Origin of the sequence: Algisphaera agarilytica, from assembly GCF_014207595.1 — a bacterium.
Lineage (GTDB): Bacteria > Planctomycetota > Phycisphaerae > Phycisphaerales > Phycisphaeraceae > Algisphaera > Algisphaera agarilytica.
The window spans coordinates 1835745-1855701 of the sequence record NZ_JACHGY010000001.1; the positions used below are offsets into that span (position 1 = coordinate 1835745).

Annotated in this window: 17 protein-coding genes; 5 read left to right on the forward strand and 12 right to left on the reverse strand. The window is 59.9% G+C overall.

Going from position 1 to position 19957, the window contains the following annotated elements:
* Positions 1 to 65 precede the first annotated feature (65 nt).
* The 4 genes from HNQ40_RS07730 to HNQ40_RS07745 all read right to left on the reverse strand — a co-directional run bounded on the left by HNQ40_RS07730 (position 66) and on the right by HNQ40_RS07745 (position 6201).
* The gene (locus HNQ40_RS07730; protein WP_184677302.1) at positions 66 to 755 is read right to left on the reverse strand and encodes a hypothetical protein; all 690 of its coding nucleotides are present in this window, start codon (positions 753 to 755) and stop codon (positions 66 to 68) included.
* 809 nt (positions 756 to 1564) lie between these two features.
* On the reverse strand, positions 1565 to 4297 hold the full coding sequence (locus HNQ40_RS07735; protein ID WP_184677303.1) for a DEAD/DEAH box helicase: 2733 nt from the start codon (positions 4295 to 4297) through the stop codon (positions 1565 to 1567).
* Between the two features lie 129 nt (positions 4298 to 4426).
* Positions 4427 to 4648: a hypothetical protein gene (locus HNQ40_RS07740; protein ID WP_221435424.1), complete on the reverse strand. Its 222-nt coding sequence runs from the start codon at positions 4646 to 4648 to the stop codon at positions 4427 to 4429.
* A 104-nt stretch (positions 4649 to 4752) separates the two neighbouring features.
* Positions 4753 to 6201: a M12 family metallopeptidase gene (locus HNQ40_RS07745; protein ID WP_184677305.1), complete on the reverse strand. Its 1449-nt coding sequence runs from the start codon at positions 6199 to 6201 to the stop codon at positions 4753 to 4755.
* A 671-nt stretch (positions 6202 to 6872) separates the two neighbouring features.
* Here HNQ40_RS07745 and HNQ40_RS07750 point away from each other — a divergent pair.
* Positions 6873 to 8474 carry a sigma-54-dependent Fis family transcriptional regulator gene (locus tag HNQ40_RS07750; protein ID WP_184677306.1) on the forward strand — a complete coding sequence of 534 codons (1602 nt, stop codon included), beginning with the start codon at positions 6873 to 6875 and terminating at the stop codon, positions 8472 to 8474.
* 212 nt (positions 8475 to 8686) lie between these two features.
* Positions 8687 to 9796: a hypothetical protein gene (locus HNQ40_RS07755; RefSeq protein ID WP_221435425.1), complete on the forward strand. Its 1110-nt coding sequence runs from the start codon at positions 8687 to 8689 to the stop codon at positions 9794 to 9796.
* Positions 9797 to 9852: 56 nt separating this feature from the next.
* On the opposite strand, the gene HNQ40_RS07760 is transcribed toward HNQ40_RS07755, so the two are convergent.
* Positions 9853 to 10188, reverse strand: coding sequence for a YlbF family regulator (locus tag HNQ40_RS07760; RefSeq protein WP_184677308.1), 336 nt, complete (start codon positions 10186 to 10188; stop codon positions 9853 to 9855).
* 117 nt (positions 10189 to 10305) lie between these two features.
* On the opposite strand from HNQ40_RS07760, the gene HNQ40_RS07765 reads away from it, so the two are divergent.
* Positions 10306 to 12771, forward strand: a complete 2466-nt coding sequence (locus HNQ40_RS07765) for a ribonuclease R family protein (RefSeq protein ID WP_184677309.1) — start codon at positions 10306 to 10308, stop codon at positions 12769 to 12771.
* Complete coding sequence (lgt, locus tag HNQ40_RS07770) at positions 12768 to 13796, forward strand: prolipoprotein diacylglyceryl transferase (RefSeq protein WP_184677310.1); 1029 nt, start codon at positions 12768 to 12770, stop codon at positions 13794 to 13796. Before HNQ40_RS07765 ends, lgt begins: the two co-directional genes overlap by 4 nt.
* On the opposite strand, the gene HNQ40_RS07775 is transcribed toward lgt, so the two are convergent.
* From HNQ40_RS07775 to HNQ40_RS07800, 6 genes are all read right to left on the reverse strand, one after another.
* On the reverse strand, positions 13750 to 14304 hold the full coding sequence (locus HNQ40_RS07775) for a biotin--[acetyl-CoA-carboxylase] ligase (RefSeq protein ID WP_221435426.1): 555 nt from the start codon (positions 14302 to 14304) through the stop codon (positions 13750 to 13752). The two genes, lgt and HNQ40_RS07775, sit on opposite strands and share 47 nt — an antisense overlap.
* Position 14305: 1 nt before the next feature.
* Positions 14306 to 14650, reverse strand: coding sequence for a biotin/lipoyl-containing protein (locus tag HNQ40_RS07780; protein WP_184677312.1), 345 nt, complete (start codon positions 14648 to 14650; stop codon positions 14306 to 14308).
* Positions 14647 to 14811 (reverse strand): hypothetical protein, encoded by a 165-nt coding sequence (locus tag HNQ40_RS07785; protein WP_184677313.1) that lies wholly within the window; start codon positions 14809 to 14811, stop codon positions 14647 to 14649. The genes HNQ40_RS07780 and HNQ40_RS07785 overlap by 4 nt, the downstream gene beginning before the upstream one ends.
* A 146-nt stretch (positions 14812 to 14957) precedes the next feature.
* Positions 14958 to 15875, reverse strand: a complete 918-nt coding sequence (locus HNQ40_RS07790) for an ABC transporter permease (protein ID WP_184677314.1) — start codon at positions 15873 to 15875, stop codon at positions 14958 to 14960.
* Between the two features lie 79 nt (positions 15876 to 15954).
* Positions 15955 to 17700, reverse strand: a complete 1746-nt coding sequence (locus HNQ40_RS07795; RefSeq protein ID WP_184677315.1) for a peptide ABC transporter substrate-binding protein — start codon at positions 17698 to 17700, stop codon at positions 15955 to 15957.
* 51 nt (positions 17701 to 17751) lie between these two features.
* Complete coding sequence (locus HNQ40_RS07800) at positions 17752 to 18174, reverse strand: hypothetical protein (protein WP_184677316.1); 423 nt, start codon at positions 18172 to 18174, stop codon at positions 17752 to 17754.
* A 247-nt stretch (positions 18175 to 18421) separates the two neighbouring features.
* On the opposite strand from HNQ40_RS07800, the gene HNQ40_RS07805 reads away from it, so the two are divergent.
* Positions 18422 to 18610, forward strand: coding sequence for a hypothetical protein (locus tag HNQ40_RS07805; RefSeq protein WP_184677317.1), 189 nt, complete (start codon positions 18422 to 18424; stop codon positions 18608 to 18610).
* A 63-nt stretch (positions 18611 to 18673) separates the two neighbouring features.
* On the opposite strand, the gene HNQ40_RS07810 is transcribed toward HNQ40_RS07805, so the two are convergent.
* Positions 18674 to 19858 carry a response regulator gene (locus HNQ40_RS07810; RefSeq protein WP_184677318.1) on the reverse strand — a complete coding sequence of 395 codons (1185 nt, stop codon included), beginning with the start codon at positions 19856 to 19858 and terminating at the stop codon, positions 18674 to 18676.
* Between the last annotated feature and the right edge of the window lie 99 nt (positions 19859 to 19957).

The following is a 19957-nucleotide window of genomic DNA, read 5'->3' on the forward strand; positions in this document are numbered from 1 at the left end:
TCTCGGCGGAGGACCAGGAGACGAAGACACCCCGCCACAGAGCGTGACGGGGCATCTGGGGGGTTTTACGCTGCTTCGGTCAGGCCCTGGAACCCGATGCGGGTCTGCACCGGGGCACAAGCCGGCCCCGGCTGTTCCGTGGGGTTCACCCACAACGCCGTCACCCACACCTTCGTGCCCGGCTGGACCTCTGGCTCAATCACAATCTGCGGATTGTGCTTCGTCGATCCACCGCGGTACTGCCAGGCCGTGAGTTGGGCCGGCGGATCGTCACCGATGTGGGTGTACAGGTTCACCGACCGCACGCCAGCCGGTTTACGCTTCGTCTCGCCGTCTTCCCGGCGGACCTCCAGGTCCAACACCGAGCCGTTCACCGCAGCGACGCGCAACACCGGCATCTCCACCGGCGGGCCGATCGGCGTCGGCTGACTATCGCGTACCGGGATGCGCAATTCGTCACGCTTCGCGTCGGTCATATATGGCCAGCCTTGCAACACGCTGACCAACAGCCGGGCCTGACGCACCATCTCCGCCTTCTTGGCATTCTTGTCCGCCACCGCTGGCTTGGTCTTGGTCGACGGGTTGCTGGTCACGGCGTAAGCCGCCGCAAATGCGCTGTACGTGCTGCCAAAAGGTACCAGTTGATCGGCGGTCACCCCGAACGCTTCGGGTGTCGCTTCCAGCCGATCATTCAGGTTCTGCGCCCAGCCTAGAAGCTCGGCTTCACGACTCGGGATATACGATTCTTGCACCATGATCCAACTCCTGCGGCCACGCCGCGTGTGATCGCCCCGCGGAAATGCACATGTTGTGCCCCGGAACGCTAAGAAATTTACTCAAGCCCCAGAAGCCAAAAACGTTTGTGCCCCGGAAAAGAACGCTTGAGTTGTGAACACTGCTGACTTCGACCACCCCGCCGCCCCAGCTTCACTCCACGGATCGTGTTTTGCCCAAAAGTCACCCTCGCCGATAAACCCCGGCATCCCACCGCGCCCGCTCCCGTCTGCTCGACCTATCGCCGTCGGATCGGACCTCTCCGTTTCCGATAAGCCCGCCCGAATCCCTGAAAACGATCTATTTACACGTAAAAACGAATCATTCACGCGCGTGAATAAAGCGAAAACAATCGATAACAAGTTGCGCACGGTCGTGAACAATTCAGATACGCGCGTGAACGCCCCACCTCATACGCGAGTACATCTTGGAATCGCGTACAAACAAAACGCTCAACAGTAGAACTAAACCGAAACCGATCGTGTTTGAACCATTTAAGGTTAAAAGCCCTTTGCGCACGACTCGAAATGATCGGCGTCTTGCGAAAAACTATAGCATTCACGAGTCGTTTCAGTTTAGAAATTCTATTGGAGCGGCTCTCCCCTCCTTAGCCCCGGAACGAACCGGAGTCGATGTGTTCAAGAACATCCGTATCGAAAGGCTACACTGCTCGCGGCCACCCATCGTGTACATGGATTAATGTACCCCTCCCCTTTTCCGCCCCCGATAGTGCTACTGACAATTATTACCGAGGCATGTTATCCCAGCCACCCGCCGAGAATAGTGTAGATCACTTTTGGGAAGCGGAAGAAGCAACAAAGGTTGGATTACCAGGTAATCGGTCGAGTTCGGTTACCCCAGGCTCAGCCAACCAATCAATAAAGCTCGGCGCATCAAGGCGTCCTGTAAGCACACGAACCAACCCTTCCATAAATACCTCATGCCTAACCAGCGTGATATCCGTGGCAGCAGCAGCTTTCTTTTTTGACGTTTCATCGAAGTCTGGTTTTCCTAGCGTTACCCGATGCATCGACTTGTCAAAATCTGCAGATTTCTGGACTACTTCCCATGCCGCGCGCTTGTCAATCAGAGGCGGCTTCTTCGTAACGGTTTTGCATTCGATGATCAGAGACTTTTCATTCAATGCTAGGCTGAAGTCTGGCACATTCTGACGGTCGCCATCATCAATCACATCAACTACAAGTTGCAATTCCTGCCGAAGCAGCTCGACAATCGCATCTTCATAGTCGGTACCAATAGCTTGATTGCAAGCCTCGACTTGTTCTGCTAGCCCAACTTCACCGGCAGCCTGAACATGTGCAGCGGCGTAAGGTACCGCAGCATCGTTAAGATTTTGACCAAGTGCATCAATGAGGCTCTCTGCTCGCTCTTTTCCGTGAATCAATTTCGCCAACTTATCGAGTGGCGTTTTCAGGATGTCCATGATTGTTCCGACGCCATTGGCAGTCAGCGCCATCAATCGCTGACGCCCAAAACCGGGAACCCGTGATCTTGTCGCAATTTTAAGGACATCGAGGCCATCGACTGGCACACCCCACCGGATTCTGCGAGCTAGCATGCGAAGGTGATTCGTTGTTGATTGTGGGATGGCAAGTTCCTTTGCCCCTGAAATGCAGCTCAAACCATCTAAAATCCAAGCAAAATCAGATGCCAGCCGGTGGATGTATCCTGAAGAAATTCTCGACACAAACTGTATCTTTCGCTCGCCTTCTCCAGCCATAAACAAGCCGAGAGCATGTACTGATGCGATAACTTTTGAGTCGTTTGGATCAAGCGGCGTTAAGAGATTGTTTTGTTGAATGAATAGCTTTGATTCAGCTTTTACTTCCCCCGCAGGATAAGGAAGAAAACGCGTCGGAGTATCACTTGAGAATTCAGGGCACGAGGCAATCCAGTGGATGATGCCGATCTGATGATCATCAAACGCATCGTTGATTTGCGAGCCCTTGTTTCCAAGCAAGTCAACAAACTGTCCAGCTGTTTCCGGTAGCAAGCCTGATTGAGCAGTAGCTCTTCCTAAAGAAGTGATTTGGATCGCGCCATCTTCTTGCGCAAGATAGTGCCTATCGATAAGCCAAGTGGCGGCATCCTTGGCTTTCTTGATTATCGCCTCCAGTAACTTGGGATTGTGTTCTTGCGTTTGATGCCAATAGAAGCTGTTTTTGAAGAACGTCTCGACTTCCTTCCGAGTCGAAACAGTTCCGGCTGCAACAAGACCTAAGATTGTTCGTCGCATACTGAGGGAAACCAGTTGTGATATGATTTTCTCATTCGCCGGGGCGACGAGCTTGTTTGCGTGGGCTAGTTCAGCATTGTTTTTAGGCAAAAGATAAGCGTTGCCATCGGGGTGTAAACCAAGGCGACCCGCGCGGCCTGACATGTTGCGGTAATCACCCAATGACATTTTGTGATCGTCTCGATAGGTGAAAAAAAGCTTCGAGAAGACAACCGTGCGGAACGGGAAGTTGACGCCAGCTGAAAGTGTTGACGTGGCAAAGCAAACATCGAAATCAGATTTATCGAAGCCTTGCTCAATGACATTGCGTTCGTCGGGGGTCAGGTCGGCGGAGTGAAATGCGACACGTCTTTCCGCATTACTCTTAAGCGATTGTGATGACTCGGTCGGCTCCGAAAATAGCTCCAACTGATTCGAAATCGCGATGCCTTTTTGATCGCGGTTGCATTGCTTGCTGTATTCGTCTGCATATCTTCGAGCTTCGTTTCTTGTCTCTGTAAAGACTAAAACTGGTCCTTGCCCTCTGGAAATGAGACTTCGAACAAACGAATGTAGATTAGACGAAGGGGTGGGGTCGACTGTCGTGGAGCCCTCATCTTGACCGAATTCAACTGTATATCTTTGCCCTGCGTAGCAAATATGTTGCTGTAGCACAACATCGCGTTTTGCGCAATGCACGACCTCGCATCCCATCCAATCTGCTACTTCGTCGGGATTTTCCGCTGTAGCTGTGAGTCCGACGAACTGTTTGGGTTTGCGCTGTCTCAGAAGCGTGCATAACGTCTCAACGGAGGCTCCACGATACTTGTCTCCAAGTAACTGTAATTCGTCGGCAATGATCACCGTTTGAGACACGCGAAGGCGACCCGAGAGTAAAAGCCCAAGTGCTTTCTCGTATGTTGAGATCAGCAGGCGTGAGCGAATGTCCCCGTCTTCGCGGTCACCTGTGCTGATGGCCACAGAAATATGAGAGCCAAATTGATCAGAGGTAAATCGTCGTGAAAAGTCTGCGTATTTCTGCTCAGCCAACGCCTTGTGTGATACAAGATATAGAGCGTCGGCATCACCTTTAAGTGCAGACGCCAAAGCCAGCTCACCGACAAGCGTTTTGCCGGAGGATGTCGGAGCACACACTATCGCGCTTGTACCATTATGTACTCCGTGGTTGACGGCGAGCTGCTGTACGTCAGTAAACTCCTTGATGTTCCAGCATTTCAGCCAAGACGCCAGTTCTGGGCCGACAATGGACTCATCGATTGTGAACATGTTATTCCTCTCCGGAAGCTGGTTTATATGAAGCTACCTCAATCAACGGTATTTCATGAGTGCTGTGGTTGATAGTTCCGGCCTCTCAAGCTCCCGCAGCGACTGCCCCGCGATTCCATGCAGGTCGCCTTACATCCTGACGCTGGTCTGCATGACGTTGGCGAGCTGATCTGCGCGGTCGTGGAGCGCTGGCTGGCGCTTGGCGTAGCCGGCGGATTGCTCGGCGAGCTTGGTCTCGTACTCCTGCTTGGTGGCGGTGATGAGCGGGGCCGCGAGGGACTCGTTGAGCTTGATCTCGGTACCGCAGTTCTGGTCGGCGGGCATCGCGCCTCGGCCGGGGGGCCGCCTCACCATCACACCACTCACCCGAAAACCGTCCATCGATTCACAACTCCGGAAATCAATCATCAAAGGGCCCAGGAATTCCGCCGCGGCTCCAGTGTACGCCCCCGCCCTCATTCGAAGCCTCCTGCACGGTAGAGTTTTTCGTTTTCGATGATGTACACATGGTTGCCAAGGGTTGCGGCCCGGATCGGGGCTTCGGTCCAGATGCGGTCGCCGATGGTTTCGTGGCGGCCGGTCGAGACATCCAGTGCGTGCAGGTAGCCGTTCTCCAGAACAACCACTTCCCGGTTGGTCGAGGCGAGGCTTGGTGTGTCGGGGGTGACCAGCCAATCGGATTGTCCGACGACTTCGTAGGTGCCGGTGCCTGGATTCACTTTACGGAGCTTGTCGTTTTCGTAGACGTAGAGGCTGCCCCCGAAGTACGTCATCGAGGTGACGCCCTCCCAATTGGCGGTGCCGACCTGGCGGTAGTTGTTTTGGCTGAGCGAGACGGCGTAGAGCTTTCGGTTTTCCACGATGAACACTTCGCCGTTGCCGTAGGCCATTGAGAGGGGGCCGATTTTCCAGGCGTTGGTTGGGCCGACGATCTTGACTTGCAAGGGGTTGGCGGCGGGGTCGATGCTGTGGAGGTTGCCGTTTTCGACGATGTAGAGGTGGGTGTCGGAGGAGGCGAGGGCGACCTGGCCGACGTTGAATTTGGTGCCCAGGGGCAGGACGCGCTCCTTGCCGTTTGCGGGGTTGACCTCGTAGACGTCGCCGTTTTCGATGATGTACAGCTTGCCCCGGCAGCCGGTGATGTCGTGGAACTGGTTGTCCCATGCGGCGTCGCCGAGCCGGTGGTGTTTCTTAGGGTAGACCCGGCCCGCAAAGCGTTTGTCCTCAGCGGATAGTTTGTTGTTGAAGGGGATTTGGTAGTCCCCGATCGTAAAGCGGTTCGGGATCGGATAAGCCATGATCGATTGTGGATCGAACCGGCCGGCGTTGACGTGGCTGTGGTCGTAGGCGTCGAGCACGTTGCTGCGTATCTTGGCCTCGCTCCAGGGCGGTGTCAGGCTTTTGTAGTAGTTGAAGACGGCGGGTTCGTTCCACTGGAAAGGGATGTCGGTTCGGAGGTGTTCGTGGATCATCCCGATGGCATGACCGAACTCGTGCAAGATGACGCGTTCATCCAGCCAGCCAAAGTTCATCGTGGGCTGATCTTGACTGCGGTCCAAAGCAAACTTGCCCAGAGCGGACCACGACCCCGTGTCTCCGCCCCATTTGAACCCCACACGGATTTCGGCGTCGCCGTCATCGACGAACTCGAACTGGAGGGCGCAGTGGTCAGACCACTGGGGGGCAACATCCCGCACTTGTTGATGCTGGGCGGGGGTCCCATTGAGGAAGCGAACGCGGAGTGTCGACCGATCTCGCCAGGCGGTGTTCATGTCGGCCGCAAGTGACGGGGTGCCGCCATCGTTTAGGACAGCGTTCTGCGGCGGGGTGGCTCGTATGCCTTCTGGGTAGGCGGTGGTGCATATGTGCGCTTCTTCAGCCGTAGCGCAGACGGTTGATGCCATGAGCAAGCCCTTTCCGGCGATGAGTATGGCCGATACAAGCTGAGCTGAGAGTGAGGTGAGTTTCATTGATCTGGTTTCGTTGTATGGCAGAGGTGCCAAGGGTTCAGAGATCGAGAGTGTTGGGTCAAGTTTTGCTGGTGAAGTGCTGTGCCCATCTGCGCCCCGAATATGGGCGGTTATGGCATGTAGCGTCCCTCGCGGCGAACGACTGAGGAATCAAGCATTTGCCGCGCACGGCTGGCCTTGCGCAAAATCCCGCAAGTCCGTAAGGCCGTCCCCACCACGCCAACCCGAAAACCGTCCATCGATTCACAGCTCCGGAAAACAAACATCAAAGGGCCCGGGAAATCTGCTGCGAGTCCAGTGTAAGCCCCCGTTCCGGACGACACTACCTTTATTTTCCCTACTCGAAGCCCCAATGATCTGCAGGTTATCCACAGGCTGGGCGGCCGGGTGAATCCTATTCACGGCCGATGTGCTGCCATCTATATAAGCAGCCAGTAACGCCCCAGGGCCCCGAATCGGCCTCCCAAACGCGCATATACCCCCTCTGGGGCCCTTTTAAGCCAGAAAAATGGGTTGGTGAAAATTGTTCACCGCCCGGTCAGGAATGTGAAACTCCATGCAAAGCGCTTGCCAACACCCTGTTTTGATGATTTAATTGGCGTTCTATGGATCGTGCTGAGCAAGAATTAGACATTCTCGAACAAATCAGCCAAATTCTTGGCGATGGCCTCGAGCTGAGCCAAGTGTTTCAGCGGGCGATGAGCCTGCTCAGCAGCCGGCTGAACGTGCAGCGGGCGGCGCTGGTTTTGTTCGATCAGGCGGCGGATCAGCTCCGGACGGTGGCCTCGGTGGGGCTGACCTCGGCCGAGCAGGAGCGGGGGCGGTACGCCCTGGGCGAGGGTGTGACCGGCCGGGTGATGGAGACCGGCATCCCCGCGGTGATCCCCGATGTGGCCAACCACCCCGAATTCCTGAACCGGACCAAGAGCCGGGAGCTGGCCGAGGAGGCGGAGGGGCCCCTGAGCTTTATCTGTGTGGCGGTGAGAGACGGCGACAGATTTGTCGGCACGGTCAGCATCGATAAGCCGTTCGTGGATGACGCGACGCTCGCGGCGGAGGCCCGGCTGCTCAAGATCTTTGCGGGGCTCATCGCTCAGACGATCCGCATCCACAATGTCGTGCGGCTGGAGAAGGACGAGTGGCTCGCCGAGCGGGAGCAGCTCACCGACAACCTCCGTGGCAAGTACCGCTTCGACAACATCATCGGCTCCAGCCCGGTCATGCTCGACGTGCTCAGCACCATCGGGCAGGTTGCCAGCTCTCGCGCCACGGTTCTGCTGCTCGGCGAGACCGGCTGCGGCAAGGAACTCATCGCCAAAGCGATCCACTACAACAGCCCCCGCCGCGACAAGCCGCTCATCCGCGTGAACTGCGGCGCGCTGTCGCCCCAGCTGCTCGAATCGGAATTGTTCGGCCACATGAAAGGCGCGTTTACCGGTGCGGTCAAAGACAAGATCGGCCGATTCGAGGCGGCCAGCGGGGGCACCATCTTCCTCGACGAGGTCGGCACTCTGGACCCGCAGCTTCAGGTCAAGCTGCTGCGTGTGCTTCAGGAACGCGAGTTCGAACGCGTGGGTGACCACCTGACCATCAAGACCGATGTCCGGGTTATCGCTGCGACCAACCTCGAACTCGAAGAAGAAGTCCGCAAAGGCAACTTCCGAGAGGACCTTTACTACCGGCTGAACGTGGTGACGATCCACCTGCCGCCGCTGCGGTCTCGTCGGGAAGATATCCCGCGATTGATTGACCACTTCCTGGACCGGTACAACCGCGAGAACCAGCGGGACCTCAAGAAGATTAGCCGAGATGTGTTGAACACGCTGCTGCGGTACCCCTGGCCGGGCAACGTCCGAGAGCTGGAAAACGCGATCGAGCGTGCCGTGGTGCTGTCCTCGACCGAAGAGTTTTCTGAAGAACTGCTCCCCCTGCAGATCCGGCTGTTCGCCCAGCAGATCCGGGGTGACACAACCGACGAGTCAATCGAAGCGATCGCCACCAAGCTGGCCGAGCACGCCATCAAGCAGTTCCAGATGTACGACGGCGAGGTCTACGACATGGTCATCGGCGAGGTCGAGCGTCGGCTGATCCGCGAGGCGTTGGACTACAACGGCGGGGTGAAGATCCGAACCGCCGACTTCCTGGGCATCAACCGGAACACGCTCAATAAGAAGGTCAAGGACCTCAATATCGAAGCCAAGGATTGAGGCCGGCATTGAATCAGGCCGTTCCGAATGGCTTCTGGCGGTAGGCCCGCGTCAATATCGGACGCGGTTTGGCTGCAAGCCATGCTTGGGCAGATGTTTGGGGGAATTTGAGAGAAGCGATTGATTGACACCCCCGGGGGCGGCGGATACGCTTGGGGCCCGCGATTTTGCCTCGCGTGGCCGCCCCACGGACGGTTGGCCGATGGTTTAGGATGGACTCTCTGTTTTCTGTTCACAAGACGCCCACGGAGTTTCGTGAAATGATGTCGAATCGGCGTTTACGCACGATCTCGGGTTGGTTGATCTGCAGCCTCCTGCTGTGCCTGACTCTGCCCGCGATTAGCCAGGATCGGTTGGACGCGGGTGTGCTGGCCAACCCGGATTTCTGGGCCCCCGCTGATCGGCAAGCCATCGCTGCTTTCGTGGACCGCCAAGTCGCTGCCATCCAGAGCGGCGATGAAGTGGCCATGAATGAAGGCCGGACCAACCTCACCGACCCGCCCCGCACCCCGGGCGCGAGCGAGCGGTTCCTCAATCAGTTCTCTGAACTGGTTTGCGAGGAGGTTGCCCCGCTGATGGATTCGGACGTGCTCAAGGTCCGGATCAACTCGATGGTGGTCTGCATGAGCCTGCCGCACCCCAACGGCTTGGCCGCGATTCAGAAAGGCCTCGCCGACGAAAGCGCCGGCGTCCGCTACCCCGCCGCCCGTGCACTCGAAGGCCTGCTTTCCAGCGGCCAGCTCGACGCCGCTCAAACGGTCGAGGTGCTGGACCTGATCCAGGAACTGATCGTCGCGGAGAGCGATATCTATGTCGTCCAGCCGCTGTTTGAAGCGATGCTTGCGGCTCCCGACAACAACGAGAAGGTGTTGGAGGTGCTCAACCAGCGTCTGTCGAGCCATGTCGATGAGCCCGATGCGAGTTTTGTGCCCGCCGGCACCGCGCTGCAAGCCGTGTACTCGCGTTTGATCACCGCCCCCCAACGCCCGGTTGACGATGTGCGTGAGTTGGCCCGTGCCAGCGCCCGCCATTTGCTGTTGGCCGCCACGCAACTCGAGGCCGGTGAAGTGCCCGATCAAATCAAGGCCGGCCACTTGGAAGCCATCCGGGTTTCGGCGGTTGCTCTTGAGTTCGCGTTCCAGGAGCTTCAGTCGAGCCAACTCGCACCGCTGTCGCCTGCAGGTGCACTCCGCACCGAAAAGTGGGACGCGATCGTTCGGATCGGCGAGAACTGGGTTGAGGTTCTCAAGACCGACCCGTTCAACTACACCGATGCCGACCTCGACATCACCGCAGCAGCCCCCCAGGCCGCGGCGCAGTAATCCCCGCAAAACGTCTTGAGTCGACGGTCTTTAACTTAGCTAGCTTTAACGAGACGTCATCGGCCCACGCCGCCGATTCGCTCATCGACCTTACGCATCAGGTCTACGTAATCCATTTGTGCCATCTGCATGTCCCGCAGGATCGGGTCCATCGCCACGCCCTGCTGGAGTTCCTGCAGTTTGCGTTTGTCATCGACTTCGATCGGCTCGCCTTTGGCCTGCTTCTCGGCCAGGGTCTGGTTGTGCCGATTCAGGTCGTTCATGAGGCGCTGCGAGTCGGTGTTGTCCTCGAGCTGCTTGATGAGCGATTCGAGTTTCTGGGTGGCGGGGTGAGCCGCGATCAGTTGGCCGAGCTTGTCGGCGGCGTCGAGGATGGCTTGTTGGTCGCTCATGGAGGGGCTCGCTGGGTGTGTGGATTAACATCAATTTCAACGGGCTATGCTACAGTACCAAGCGGGTGAAGACGCCGGGCAGCACCGCCCTGCCCTCGCTCGCCAAAGTTTTTCGACATGCCAGACCGCTACACCCGCCGCATCCTCGACCACATCGCTGACCGCCGTTACGCCCCGAGCACGGTGCAGGAGTTGGTCGAAGAGCTCTCCATTCCCGAAGACCAACAAGACGACTTCGTCAGCGCGATCGATGAGTTGCTCGAAGCCAAACAGGTGGTGCGAGGCACCGCCGACACCATCGCCCTGCCCCCGCCGGGCAAGGACATGATCGGCACGTTCCGGCGGCACGAGAAGGGCTTCGGCTTTCTCGTGCCCGACGAGCTCACCGAGCACGGCGACCTGTTCATCCCGCCGGGCAACGTCGGCGACGCCATGACTGGCGATAAGGTCAAAGCCAAGGTCATCCACGAGAAAGGCCGTGGCGGCGGGAAGTCGCCCTACATCGGCAAGATCATCGAGGTCCTCACCCGCTCCGACAAGCAGTACTCCGGAACGCTCCTGAAAAAGGGCAGCAAGTACGGCGTGCAGGTCGATGGCCGGATCTTCAACGCCCCCGTCCTCATCCGCGACGTCAGCGCCAAGAACGCTCGGCCCGGCGACAAGGTCGTCATCGACCTCATCCAATACCCCGACGACCGCGGCGACGGCGCGGTCGGCGTGATCACCGAAGTCCTCGGCGAAGCGGGCGAGCCGGATGTCGAAACCCTGGCGGTGATGCGGTCTGCGGGTCTGGTCGAGCGTTTCCCAGACGACGTCATGCGGCAGGCCCGTGAAGCGGCGCGTCGCCTCGATGACGACATCCCCGCCGACCGCGAAGACCTCACCAGCGAGATGATCTGCACGATCGATCCGCCCGACGCCAAGGACTACGACGACGCGATCAGCGTCACCAAGCTCGACGGCACGAAGAAGGGCGAACCCGCCTGGGAACTCGGCGTGCACATCGCCGACGTCGCCCACTACATCACCCCCGGCAGCGCCCTGGACGAAGAAGCCTACGAACGGGCCAACAGCACCTACCTCCCCCGCAAGGTCGTGCCGATGCTGCCCGAGGTGCTGTCCAACGGCGTCTGTTCGCTGATGGAAGGCGTCAACCGCTTCGCTAAGTCCTGCTTCATCACCTACGACAGCCTCGGCAACGTCCTCGAGCAACGCTTCGCCAAGACCGTGATCCGTTCCGCCAAACGGCTGACGTATATCGAAGCCCAAGCCCTGATCGAAGACGACCTGCGCACCGCGATCAAGCACTGCAAAGCCGAGCAGCCCAAGTACTCCCGCGCCCTGATCCAATGCCTCAAGCGGCAGGACGTGCTGGCCAAGATCATCCGCAAGCGTCGCTTGGGACAGGGCATGATTGTGCTGGGTCTGCCCGCGGTGGACCTCGTCTTTGATGAGACCGGCCGGGTCGTCGATGCCCAGCCCGAAGACGACGCGTTCACGCACAAGATCATTGAGATGTTCATGGTCGAGGCCAACGAAGCCGCGGCGCGGATCTTCGCCGAGCTCGAGGTGCCCATGGTCCGCCGGGTCCACGCCGACCCGGATGCCCACGACATGAGCGACCTCAAGGCCTTCGCCCGGGTCGCGGGTTACAACATCCCCGCCAAGCCGTCGCGGATGGAGCTGCAACAGCTACTCGAATCAGTGCGGGATAAGCCCGCGCAGCACGCGGTGCACATGGCCGTGCTCAAGACGCTGAGCAAGGCCGAGTACAGCCCCGAGCTCATCGGTCACTTCGCGCTGGCCAGCGAACACTACACGCACTTCACCAGCCCGATCCGCCGGTACCCCGACTTCGTCGTCCACCGCTCGCTCGACGTGATGCTCGAGCACCAGCAACTCAAGGCGGGCAAGAAGCAACCCAACGCCAAACAACTCGGCAAGGCCTTGCGCGACGATGAGCGCATCCCCAACGAAGAGCAGATGCGCGAGATCGGTCGACACTGCTCAACCAAGGAACGCAACAGCGAATCCGCCGAACGCGAGCTGCGCAAGTACCTAGTCCTCGAACTCCTCTCGACCAAGCTCGGCGAAGACTACCCCGCGACCGTCACCGGCGTCACCGGCCAGGGCATCTACCTGCAGATCGATCAGTACCTCATCGACGGGTTTATCAGCCTGCAAGACTTGCCGGGCGCGAAGTTCGACCGCTGGCAGTTCAACCGCAACACGGGCGCATTGGTCGCCCAGCGTTCGGGACGCACGATCACCATCGGCGACCGCTTCCCTGCGGCCCGCATCGCCAGCGTCGACCTTGCCCGTCGTCAACTCGAACTGGTCATCATCGACGAACGCCAGGGGCGCAAGCTCGGCCAAGGCAAGCCCAAGGGTAAAGCCAAGGCGTCGGGTAAACCTGCCAAGCCCGCCAAAACCGGCAAGAAGCCTCGTCGGGAACAGGGTGAAAGGGACTCCAAAGCGGACGGTTCGAACAAGCCCCGCCGCGGCCGCAGCGACAGCGCCAAAAAGAAGGCCCACGCCCGGACGATCAAACTCAAAAAACACCGCGGGCGCAAGCGGAAATGACCGCGTCGCTCGCCGCCTGGCTGCACACGATCGACCCGTACGCCATCCAGCTCTGGGAAGGCGGACCCATCCGTTGGTACGGGTTGTCGTACCTGGTGGGGTTTTTGATCGCGTATCTGCTGGTGCGCCGCGTCGCGCGGGTGGGCGTGTCGACGCTGGATTACCGCCGGGCCGCCGACCTGATCATCACCTTCGCGATCAGCATCGTGATCGGGGGGCGATTGGGTTACGTCGTTTTCTATAAACCCGAACTCTTGATCGAGTTTTCGGATTCTCTGCCTTACTGGGGCGTGCTCAACATCGCGGGGGGCGGGATGTCGTCGCACGGCGGGATGATCGGCGGGCTGGCCGGCGCGTGGTATTTCGCCTTCCGCCACAAGCAGCCGATCCTGCATCTGTTTGACCTGCTTGCCTTTGCGGCGCCGCTGGGTTTGTTTTGTGGGCGCGTGGCCAACTTCATCAACGGCGAACTGTTCGGCCGGGTGTGTGGCAAAGAGTTCCCGCTGGCGGTTCAGTTTCCGCAGGAAGCTTATGAATCACAGGAGCTATACAACGCCCTCACCCAGGCCTACGGCCGAGAGCTGCCGCGCAACTGGCTGGACCTTTTGCAATCGGGAAATGAGGCCTTGCAACAAGCCGCGATAGAGGTGTTGCCCGCCCGGCACGCGTCACAGCTGTATGCCGGGGTGCTTGAGGGCTTGGTGGTGTTTGCGGTCCTCGCCTTGATCTGGCTGAAACCCAAGCGGTCGGGCACGATCGCCGGGGCGTTCGGCATCACCTACGCGATCATGCGTTTGATCAACGAGAACTTCCGCGAGCCGGACGCGCACCTGGGCGAGCAACTGTTGGGCCTCACGCGTGGGCAGTGGTTGAGTGTTCCCCTGTTGCTGGCGGGAGTGGGGCTCGTGGTGTTGGCATATCGCCTCAAGCGTCCGCTGATGGGAAGTTGGCGTCGCGGGGAGTGGACCCGCTTGCCCGCTACGGCCGAAGGCGAGCCAGAATCGTCTTCGCCGAAGCCTGAATAAGTTCGTTGAGATCCACGTCGTGGCCGAGGATGTCGCGCAGCGACGTCGGTGGGGTACGCAAATCGTCGCCTAGTTCGCTGGCGGCGAAGTTCGCGTTGATTCCGACACCCACGATGACCGTGGTGGGCGGTTGTTCTTCGGGGGATCGGCCGGCCGAAAGTGTTTGCTCGCAGAGGATGCCCACGAGTTTCTTGCCGTGGCGCAAGATGTCGTTGGGGTGTTTGAGGGTGAGCCCGTCGCAGTAAGACGACAGCGTTTCGATTAAAGCTTCGCCCACGACGACCGGCGTCGCCGCTTCGGGCCGAGGCATCGGGACGGCCAGGCTGAACCACGCGCCGCCTTGGGGTGACTTCCAGCTTCGGCCGTGGCTGCCGCGCGATTGCGTCTGAGTGTCGGCCCAGACCAGCACGATCTGATCGGCGTGCTCGACGATAAGGCGCTTGGCCTCGTCGCTGGTGGACCCGATTTCCTCGAAGTGAAACGTCAGCATGGATGTAGCGGGTTCCATGTCAGAACGTCACGAGGACCTGGTTGACCGTGGCGGTGTCGCCGACGCTGACGTGAACTTCTTTGACGATGCCCGCGTGGGGTGAGACGACGCTGGACTCCATCTTCATGGCTTCGATGACGACCAGCGTTTCGTTGGCCGCCACGGTGTCGCCGGGCTTGACCAGAACCTCGAGTACGTTGCCGGTGAGAGGGCTCTCGACGGTGTCTTCGCGTTGCGACGACGGCGGCAGCAGCGTGATGCTCGACGCGACGGGCAGGTCGGTGATGACGGTGGCTTTTTCCTCTTCGAGGATTTGGACCTCGACGTGATAGGCTTGGCCGTCAACGGTGATGAGCATCTTCATGGCTTGGCCTTTCCGGGCGGAGAAGGTCGGGTGTCGTCGTCAGGTGGAGGTGACGGTGCCGCCTGGACCGCGGTGATGAGCACGTCTCGGCCGAGCGCCGCGGTGGCGGCGGCGGTGAGGATGGCGATGAGCTTCGGGTCGTGGGGTGGGGTTGAAGACATCTTCCAGCAAGATAGCCGGGGTTGTATAGGCGTTCAATCCAATTTACGAGCCGTGCGATAAGGTTGTTTGATTCGTAGGTCAGGTCTTCGACCTGACACCCTGTTATCTAGGCGACCATGTCAGGTCGAAGACCTGACCTACGAAACTACAGCTCGATGCGCGGGTCCAGCCAGGCGTAGGCGACATCGACAACGAGGTTGAACAGGATGAGCATGGTGGCGTAGACGAGTACGATGCCGAGGATCAGCGACTGGTCTTTGTTGAGGACCGAGTTGACGAAGTACTCGCCGATGCCGGGGATATTGAAGACTTTTTCAACGACGAACGAGCCGGTCATCACCGAGGCGGCGGCGGGGCCGAGGAACGAAAGCACCGGGAGGTAGGCGACTTTCATGGCGTGTTTGAACAGCGCTTTGTGATTCGACAACCCCTTGGCGCGGGCGGTGCGGATGAAGTCGGCGCTCATGATGTCGGCCAGTCCCAGCCGGATCAGCCGGGCGATATAGGCCGCGGGCGCAAGGCCCAGCGTGATCGCGGGCAGGATCATGTCCCGTGGCGAGCTCCACCCCCCCACCGGCACCCAGTTGAGCATCCCCGCAAACACGACGAGCAGGATCGTGCCCGTGACGAAGTTAGGCAGGCTGATCCCCAGGAGCGCCACGCCCAGGCTCATATGGTCCAGCGGGCTGCCGGGCTTCAACGCGCCGAGCACCCCAGCCAATGTACCGAGGAACAACGCCACACCCAACGCCGCGAAGCCCAGCGACGCGCTGATCGGCAAACCCTCGGCGATGATTTCGCGGACCGAACGCCCGCGGTATTCCAAGCTAGGCCCGAAGTCGCCGACTAGCGCGCCCTTGGCGTAACCCACGAGGAAGCTCGTCGGCGAGTCGAGGTTGTATCGGGCTTTCATCGCCTGCTCGACCTCCGGCGGAGGCCGACGCCCTTCGGCGCGGTCCAACGGGTTGCCGGGCAGCACCCAGACCAGCGTGAACGTTACCAGGAAGATGATCGCGAGGATCAACGGCAACTGGATCAAGCGTCGGAGGATCAGCGAGGCCATAAGAAAAGCAGCGAAGCAGCAAAAATCAAATGCAGAAAAGGATTGGTCAGCCCAGCAATGTTTCTGCTTTGCTGGTTTTCTATTCTCCTGCCCCGACCACCTCGATCGCGTCCAGGCGGCGCACGTTCCAAGGGTTGGGGTGGTGGTTCTTCACCCGCGCGGGATCGAAGAGCTCGAGGTTTGTGTAGTGGTAGAGCGGCATCAACGGCTGCTCGGCGAGCATCAACGCCTCGGCTTCGGCCAACATCTTCAGGCGAGTGGGCGCGTCCATCTCCGTCTCGGCGGCGTCGAGCAATTGGTCGTACTCGGCGTTGGCGTACTTGGCGTCGTTGTTGTTGTTACGCGAGTGGAACTTGTCGAGGAAGGTCGTGGGGTCGCGGTAGTCGCCGAACCAGCCGGCCCGGGCGATCTGAAAGCCCTGGTTTTTCAGGCGGTCGCTGAAGGTGGTGCGCTCGACCGATTCGATCTGAACGGTAACGCCCAGGTGGGTTTCCCAGCCCTTGCGGATCGCCTGGGCGGGGTCTTCGTGGCCGCCGCCTTCGTTGATCAGCAGGGTGATGCCCGACAGGCCGTCGCCGTTGGGGTAGCCCGCCTCGGCGAGCAGGGTCTTGGCCGCGGCGGGGTCGAAGCTCACACCCGCATCCGTTGGGGCGGTGTAGTTCGGTAGGGCGTCGGGCGGGATGAACGTGAGCGCAACGGGTTGGTTGAGCTGGGTCACGTTTTCGACCAGTGTTTTGCGGTCCACCGCTAGCGAAAACGCGCGGCGGACCCGGGCGTCGGCGAATGGATTGGGCTTACCCTCGTAGGTTGGCTCACAGTTGAAGGTGTAGAAATAGGTGCCTGCTGCGGCGCCGTAGTGCACATCGGCTCGGCCGGAGGCGACGAGCTTGGCGGCGTCTTGCGACGCGGTGGGGAAGCTGGGGTACCAATCGGTCTCGCCCTCGCCGTAGCGGAGCAGCCCGTTGCCCGGGTCGGTGTTGACCTGCATGGTCACACGGGTGTTGCCCATCGCGTCGCGGTTCCACCAGTTGGGGTTTTGCTCGAGGATGAGCCGTTGCTTGAATTGCCAGGTGTCGAGCCGGTAGGGGCCGTTGCTGACGATCAGCTCGGGCTTTTGGAAGTAGACCGGGTCCATGGTCACGGTGCCCGTCTCGGCGTCGGGCTTGAGGTAAGCGTCGGCACTCGCGCGGTGGACCGGTGAAAACGGCGCGAACGCCACGAGTTCGTTGAAAAAAGCGGTGGGTTGTTGGAGCGTGACCTGAAGCGTGCGTTCGTCTAACGCTTTGATGCCCACGGTTTCGTCGAAGCGGGCTTGGGTCTGCGCCCAAAGGTCTTCTGCGGAAACGCCCGAGTCTTTGAAGTTCCGCAGCTGCCCACCACGCCAATTGAAGAAGTCCTCGGCCCCTTCGATGCAGAAGAACAAGGCGGAGTAGTCGGCGGCGAGGTCGAACAGCAATGCACGCTGCCAGCCGTAGGCGTAGTCCGAGGCGAGCAGCGGGTCGCCGTTGGACCACTTGGCGTTTTCGCGGATGGTGAAGGTGTAGACCGTGCCGTCGTCGCTGACTTGCGGCAGGGCCTCGGCGGCGGACGGTTCGATCTCCATGGTCGCCGGGTTCACGCGCAGCAGCGGCTCGAAGAGGCCTTCGATGATGCGGAAATCGATCAGCCAACTCGTGGCCTGCGGGTCGAGGGTTTTGATGGCCGAGCCGCTGATGAACCGGAGCTCGCCCTCCGCGGCCGGGGGCTCTTCGGGTTGGAAGCCACAGCCCGTGGCGACACTCAAGGCGGCGATCAGACACGAGCACAGGGCAATGGATTTAAACATGCCGTGATCTTACCCCCCGTCGGGGGTTCCGGCGATGTCGGATCACGCGGGTTACGGCCGGGGTTCGGTCATCGGAGTCTCCGCGGGGCGGACCTTGTCGAGCAGCTCGGAGACCGTGCCGCCGGTGGAGAGGAAGTAGATCGAGTACCCCCCCGCTGCGAGGATCGCCAGCACTACGATCAGGACCAGCCGACGCATGACCGGCGAGCGCTTGCGGCCCGTCGCGTCGTGGACCGCCTGGTGCTGAGCGGTGACCTGCTCCTGAACGGTGTCCATCTTGTTCTGCATCGCGTCGTAACGCTGTTCATCCTTCTCCGAGCCCTTGCGGGTCGGGGCGGCGTAGTAGCCCTCGCCCGAGCCGCGTTGGACGACGTAGAAGATGCGGTCTTCCTCGTCGCGGACGGCACGGCCGATGTCTTCGTCGCGGATTTTGACGGGGCGGCCGGAGTAGGGGCTGTTGATGGTGATGGGCATGGCGATGACCTGGGATGGGGTGGCGGTATGGAAAGGCGAGAAGCCCCCGCCTCACGCCCGAGCTCCAGTATACCGCTGCGTGGACGGGATCTGAGAGAGCGGTGGGCTTGGGGGGCACGGGGGATCACGTCCGTGGCGGTTACACCCTCATGGGCGTGGCGGCGTGGGGCCGATGGTGCCCAGACGAGGAGCATGGGCGATCCTGCCCCGCTTTGATGGACCTTTTCGAGCCTGAGGACACGTCACGATGAGCAAGCAGCAGATGATTGAGCAGATTCAACTCAAGAACCGCAGTGCGTCTCCGGAATTCCTCGAGCGTTTCGATGAGATGGCTCTGCAGACCTATCTGCGTCGGCTCAATACGGTCGTCGGCCACCGCGGCAAAGGCAGCGTCTGGGTCCGTGAGGGCAACACCCCCGCCATCGCCACGCGATAAAGCGTCTCGCTGTAGGCGATATTGTTCGCGGCACATCAGATGGAATGAAGGTCCGCCCCGAAATCAGGATTCGGCGGGGACACCAGCGCGCGACCGGCGGAGGGTCTGCACCAAGTCGTTGACCGTTTTGCGGATCGACTCGGCGTCTTGCTCGGCGGCCTCCAGGCTGTCCATGGCGTAGCGCGCCATCGTCGTGATCGCCTCGAAGCCGTAGCCCGCCCCGGCACCCTTGAGGTTCTGGCAGAGCTGTTCGATGGTTTTCAGGTCGGCGTCGGCGTTGGCCCGGCGGAGGCGCATCGATAGCGGGCCCAGCGTGCTGACAAACTCTTCGATGAGCGGGAGCATCTCGGCGTCATCCGCCAAGGTGCTGTACACGGCATCGGCTTCGTTGGTAGCCGAGGTGTCAATCGATAGGGAGTCTTCGAGCGCGACCCGCAGGTCTTCCAACCCGAAGGGCTTGACAAGAAATGCGGTGGCACCAGCCTCGATGGCTGCGTTTTCCTCGGTTTTGTGATCGCTGGCCGATGTGGCGATGATGGGCCGTTCGAAACCCTGGCCACGCAGGTGCTGGATCAATTCGATGCCCGACTCTTCGCCGAGCTCAAGGTTGATCATAATCAGGTCGAACTGGCACTGGGACATCTGTTCGATCGTCGTTGTCACGCCGCTGGCTTCGTTGGTCGCCATGTTCAGCTTCTCCAGCCACAGCCGATAGAGCTTGCGGTCGGTCGCCATGTCGTCGATGACCAACGTTCGGCCCACCGAGTTGACGTCCATATCGTGTTCGGGGTCGAAGTCTTGGGACTGCTCAGCCCTGTGCTTTTCCTGCTGTGATGCGGTTAGTCGCACAAAGTCGTTGAGGTTTAGGGGCTCATCAAAAACGATAGCAATCTCGTGAATGATGCCCTGGATGTGGCGGCAGGTGCGGACCTCTCCTTCCACGGCGTACCACTTTCCGTTCTGCATCGGCAGAGTGACTTGGCAACGGGACTCGGGGTAAACGAATCGGCCGTGTACAAACGCGATGCCGTTGCGGCTCAGGTTGCGGGGCAGCACGCTGTGGCTCACACGTTGGCCGTGGTTGTTGGTGATGGTGACCAGGACCTTACGCCCGTGGAAATCAACACGCAACGCCCGGCGGTCGTTGTTGATTACTTTCTTCCCCGAGTGCTCGATGTAATCGACAAGCTTTTGCTTGTCGCGAGCGCTCAGGCGGATCGTCTCAATAGGGGTGGATTCGTGGGGCATGAGGAAGGAGGTTGTCGGCGGCCGATTCGTATATAGGGTTATCAATTACATCGGATATCGAGCAGAGAGACTTGTGCCCCGACGCATCGGCCGCAAACT

Coding starts and splice junctions, on each gene's coding strand:
- HNQ40_RS07730 (WP_184677302.1), bottom strand. CDS start 755: ATGGTGCAAGAATCGTATATCCCGAGTCGTGAAGCCGAGCTTCTAGGC.
- HNQ40_RS07735 (WP_184677303.1), bottom strand. CDS start 4,297: ATGTTCACAATCGATGAGTCCATTGTCGGCCCAGAACTGGCGTCTTGG.
- HNQ40_RS07745 (WP_184677305.1), bottom strand. CDS start 6,201: ATGGCATCAACCGTCTGCGCTACGGCTGAAGAAGCGCACATATGCACC.
- HNQ40_RS07750 (WP_184677306.1), top strand. CDS start 6,873: ATGGATCGTGCTGAGCAAGAATTAGACATTCTCGAACAAATCAGCCAA.
- HNQ40_RS07755 (WP_221435425.1), top strand. CDS start 8,687: ATGGACTCTCTGTTTTCTGTTCACAAGACGCCCACGGAGTTTCGTGAA.
- HNQ40_RS07760 (WP_184677308.1), bottom strand. CDS start 10,188: ATGAGCGACCAACAAGCCATCCTCGACGCCGCCGACAAGCTCGGCCAA.
- HNQ40_RS07765 (WP_184677309.1), top strand. CDS start 10,306: ATGCCAGACCGCTACACCCGCCGCATCCTCGACCACATCGCTGACCGC.
- lgt (WP_184677310.1), top strand. CDS start 12,768: ATGACCGCGTCGCTCGCCGCCTGGCTGCACACGATCGACCCGTACGCC.
- HNQ40_RS07775 (WP_221435426.1), bottom strand. CDS start 14,304: ATGGAACCCGCTACATCCATGCTGACGTTTCACTTCGAGGAAATCGGG.
- HNQ40_RS07780 (WP_184677312.1), bottom strand. CDS start 14,650: ATGAAGATGCTCATCACCGTTGACGGCCAAGCCTATCACGTCGAGGTC.
- HNQ40_RS07785 (WP_184677313.1), bottom strand. CDS start 14,811: ATGTCTTCAACCCCACCCCACGACCCGAAGCTCATCGCCATCCTCACC.
- HNQ40_RS07790 (WP_184677314.1), bottom strand. CDS start 15,875: ATGGCCTCGCTGATCCTCCGACGCTTGATCCAGTTGCCGTTGATCCTC.
- HNQ40_RS07795 (WP_184677315.1), bottom strand. CDS start 17,700: ATGTTTAAATCCATTGCCCTGTGCTCGTGTCTGATCGCCGCCTTGAGT.
- HNQ40_RS07800 (WP_184677316.1), bottom strand. CDS start 18,174: ATGCCCATCACCATCAACAGCCCCTACTCCGGCCGCCCCGTCAAAATC.
- HNQ40_RS07805 (WP_184677317.1), top strand. CDS start 18,422: ATGAGCAAGCAGCAGATGATTGAGCAGATTCAACTCAAGAACCGCAGT.
- HNQ40_RS07810 (WP_184677318.1), bottom strand. CDS start 19,858: ATGCCCCACGAATCCACCCCTATTGAGACGATCCGCCTGAGCGCTCGC.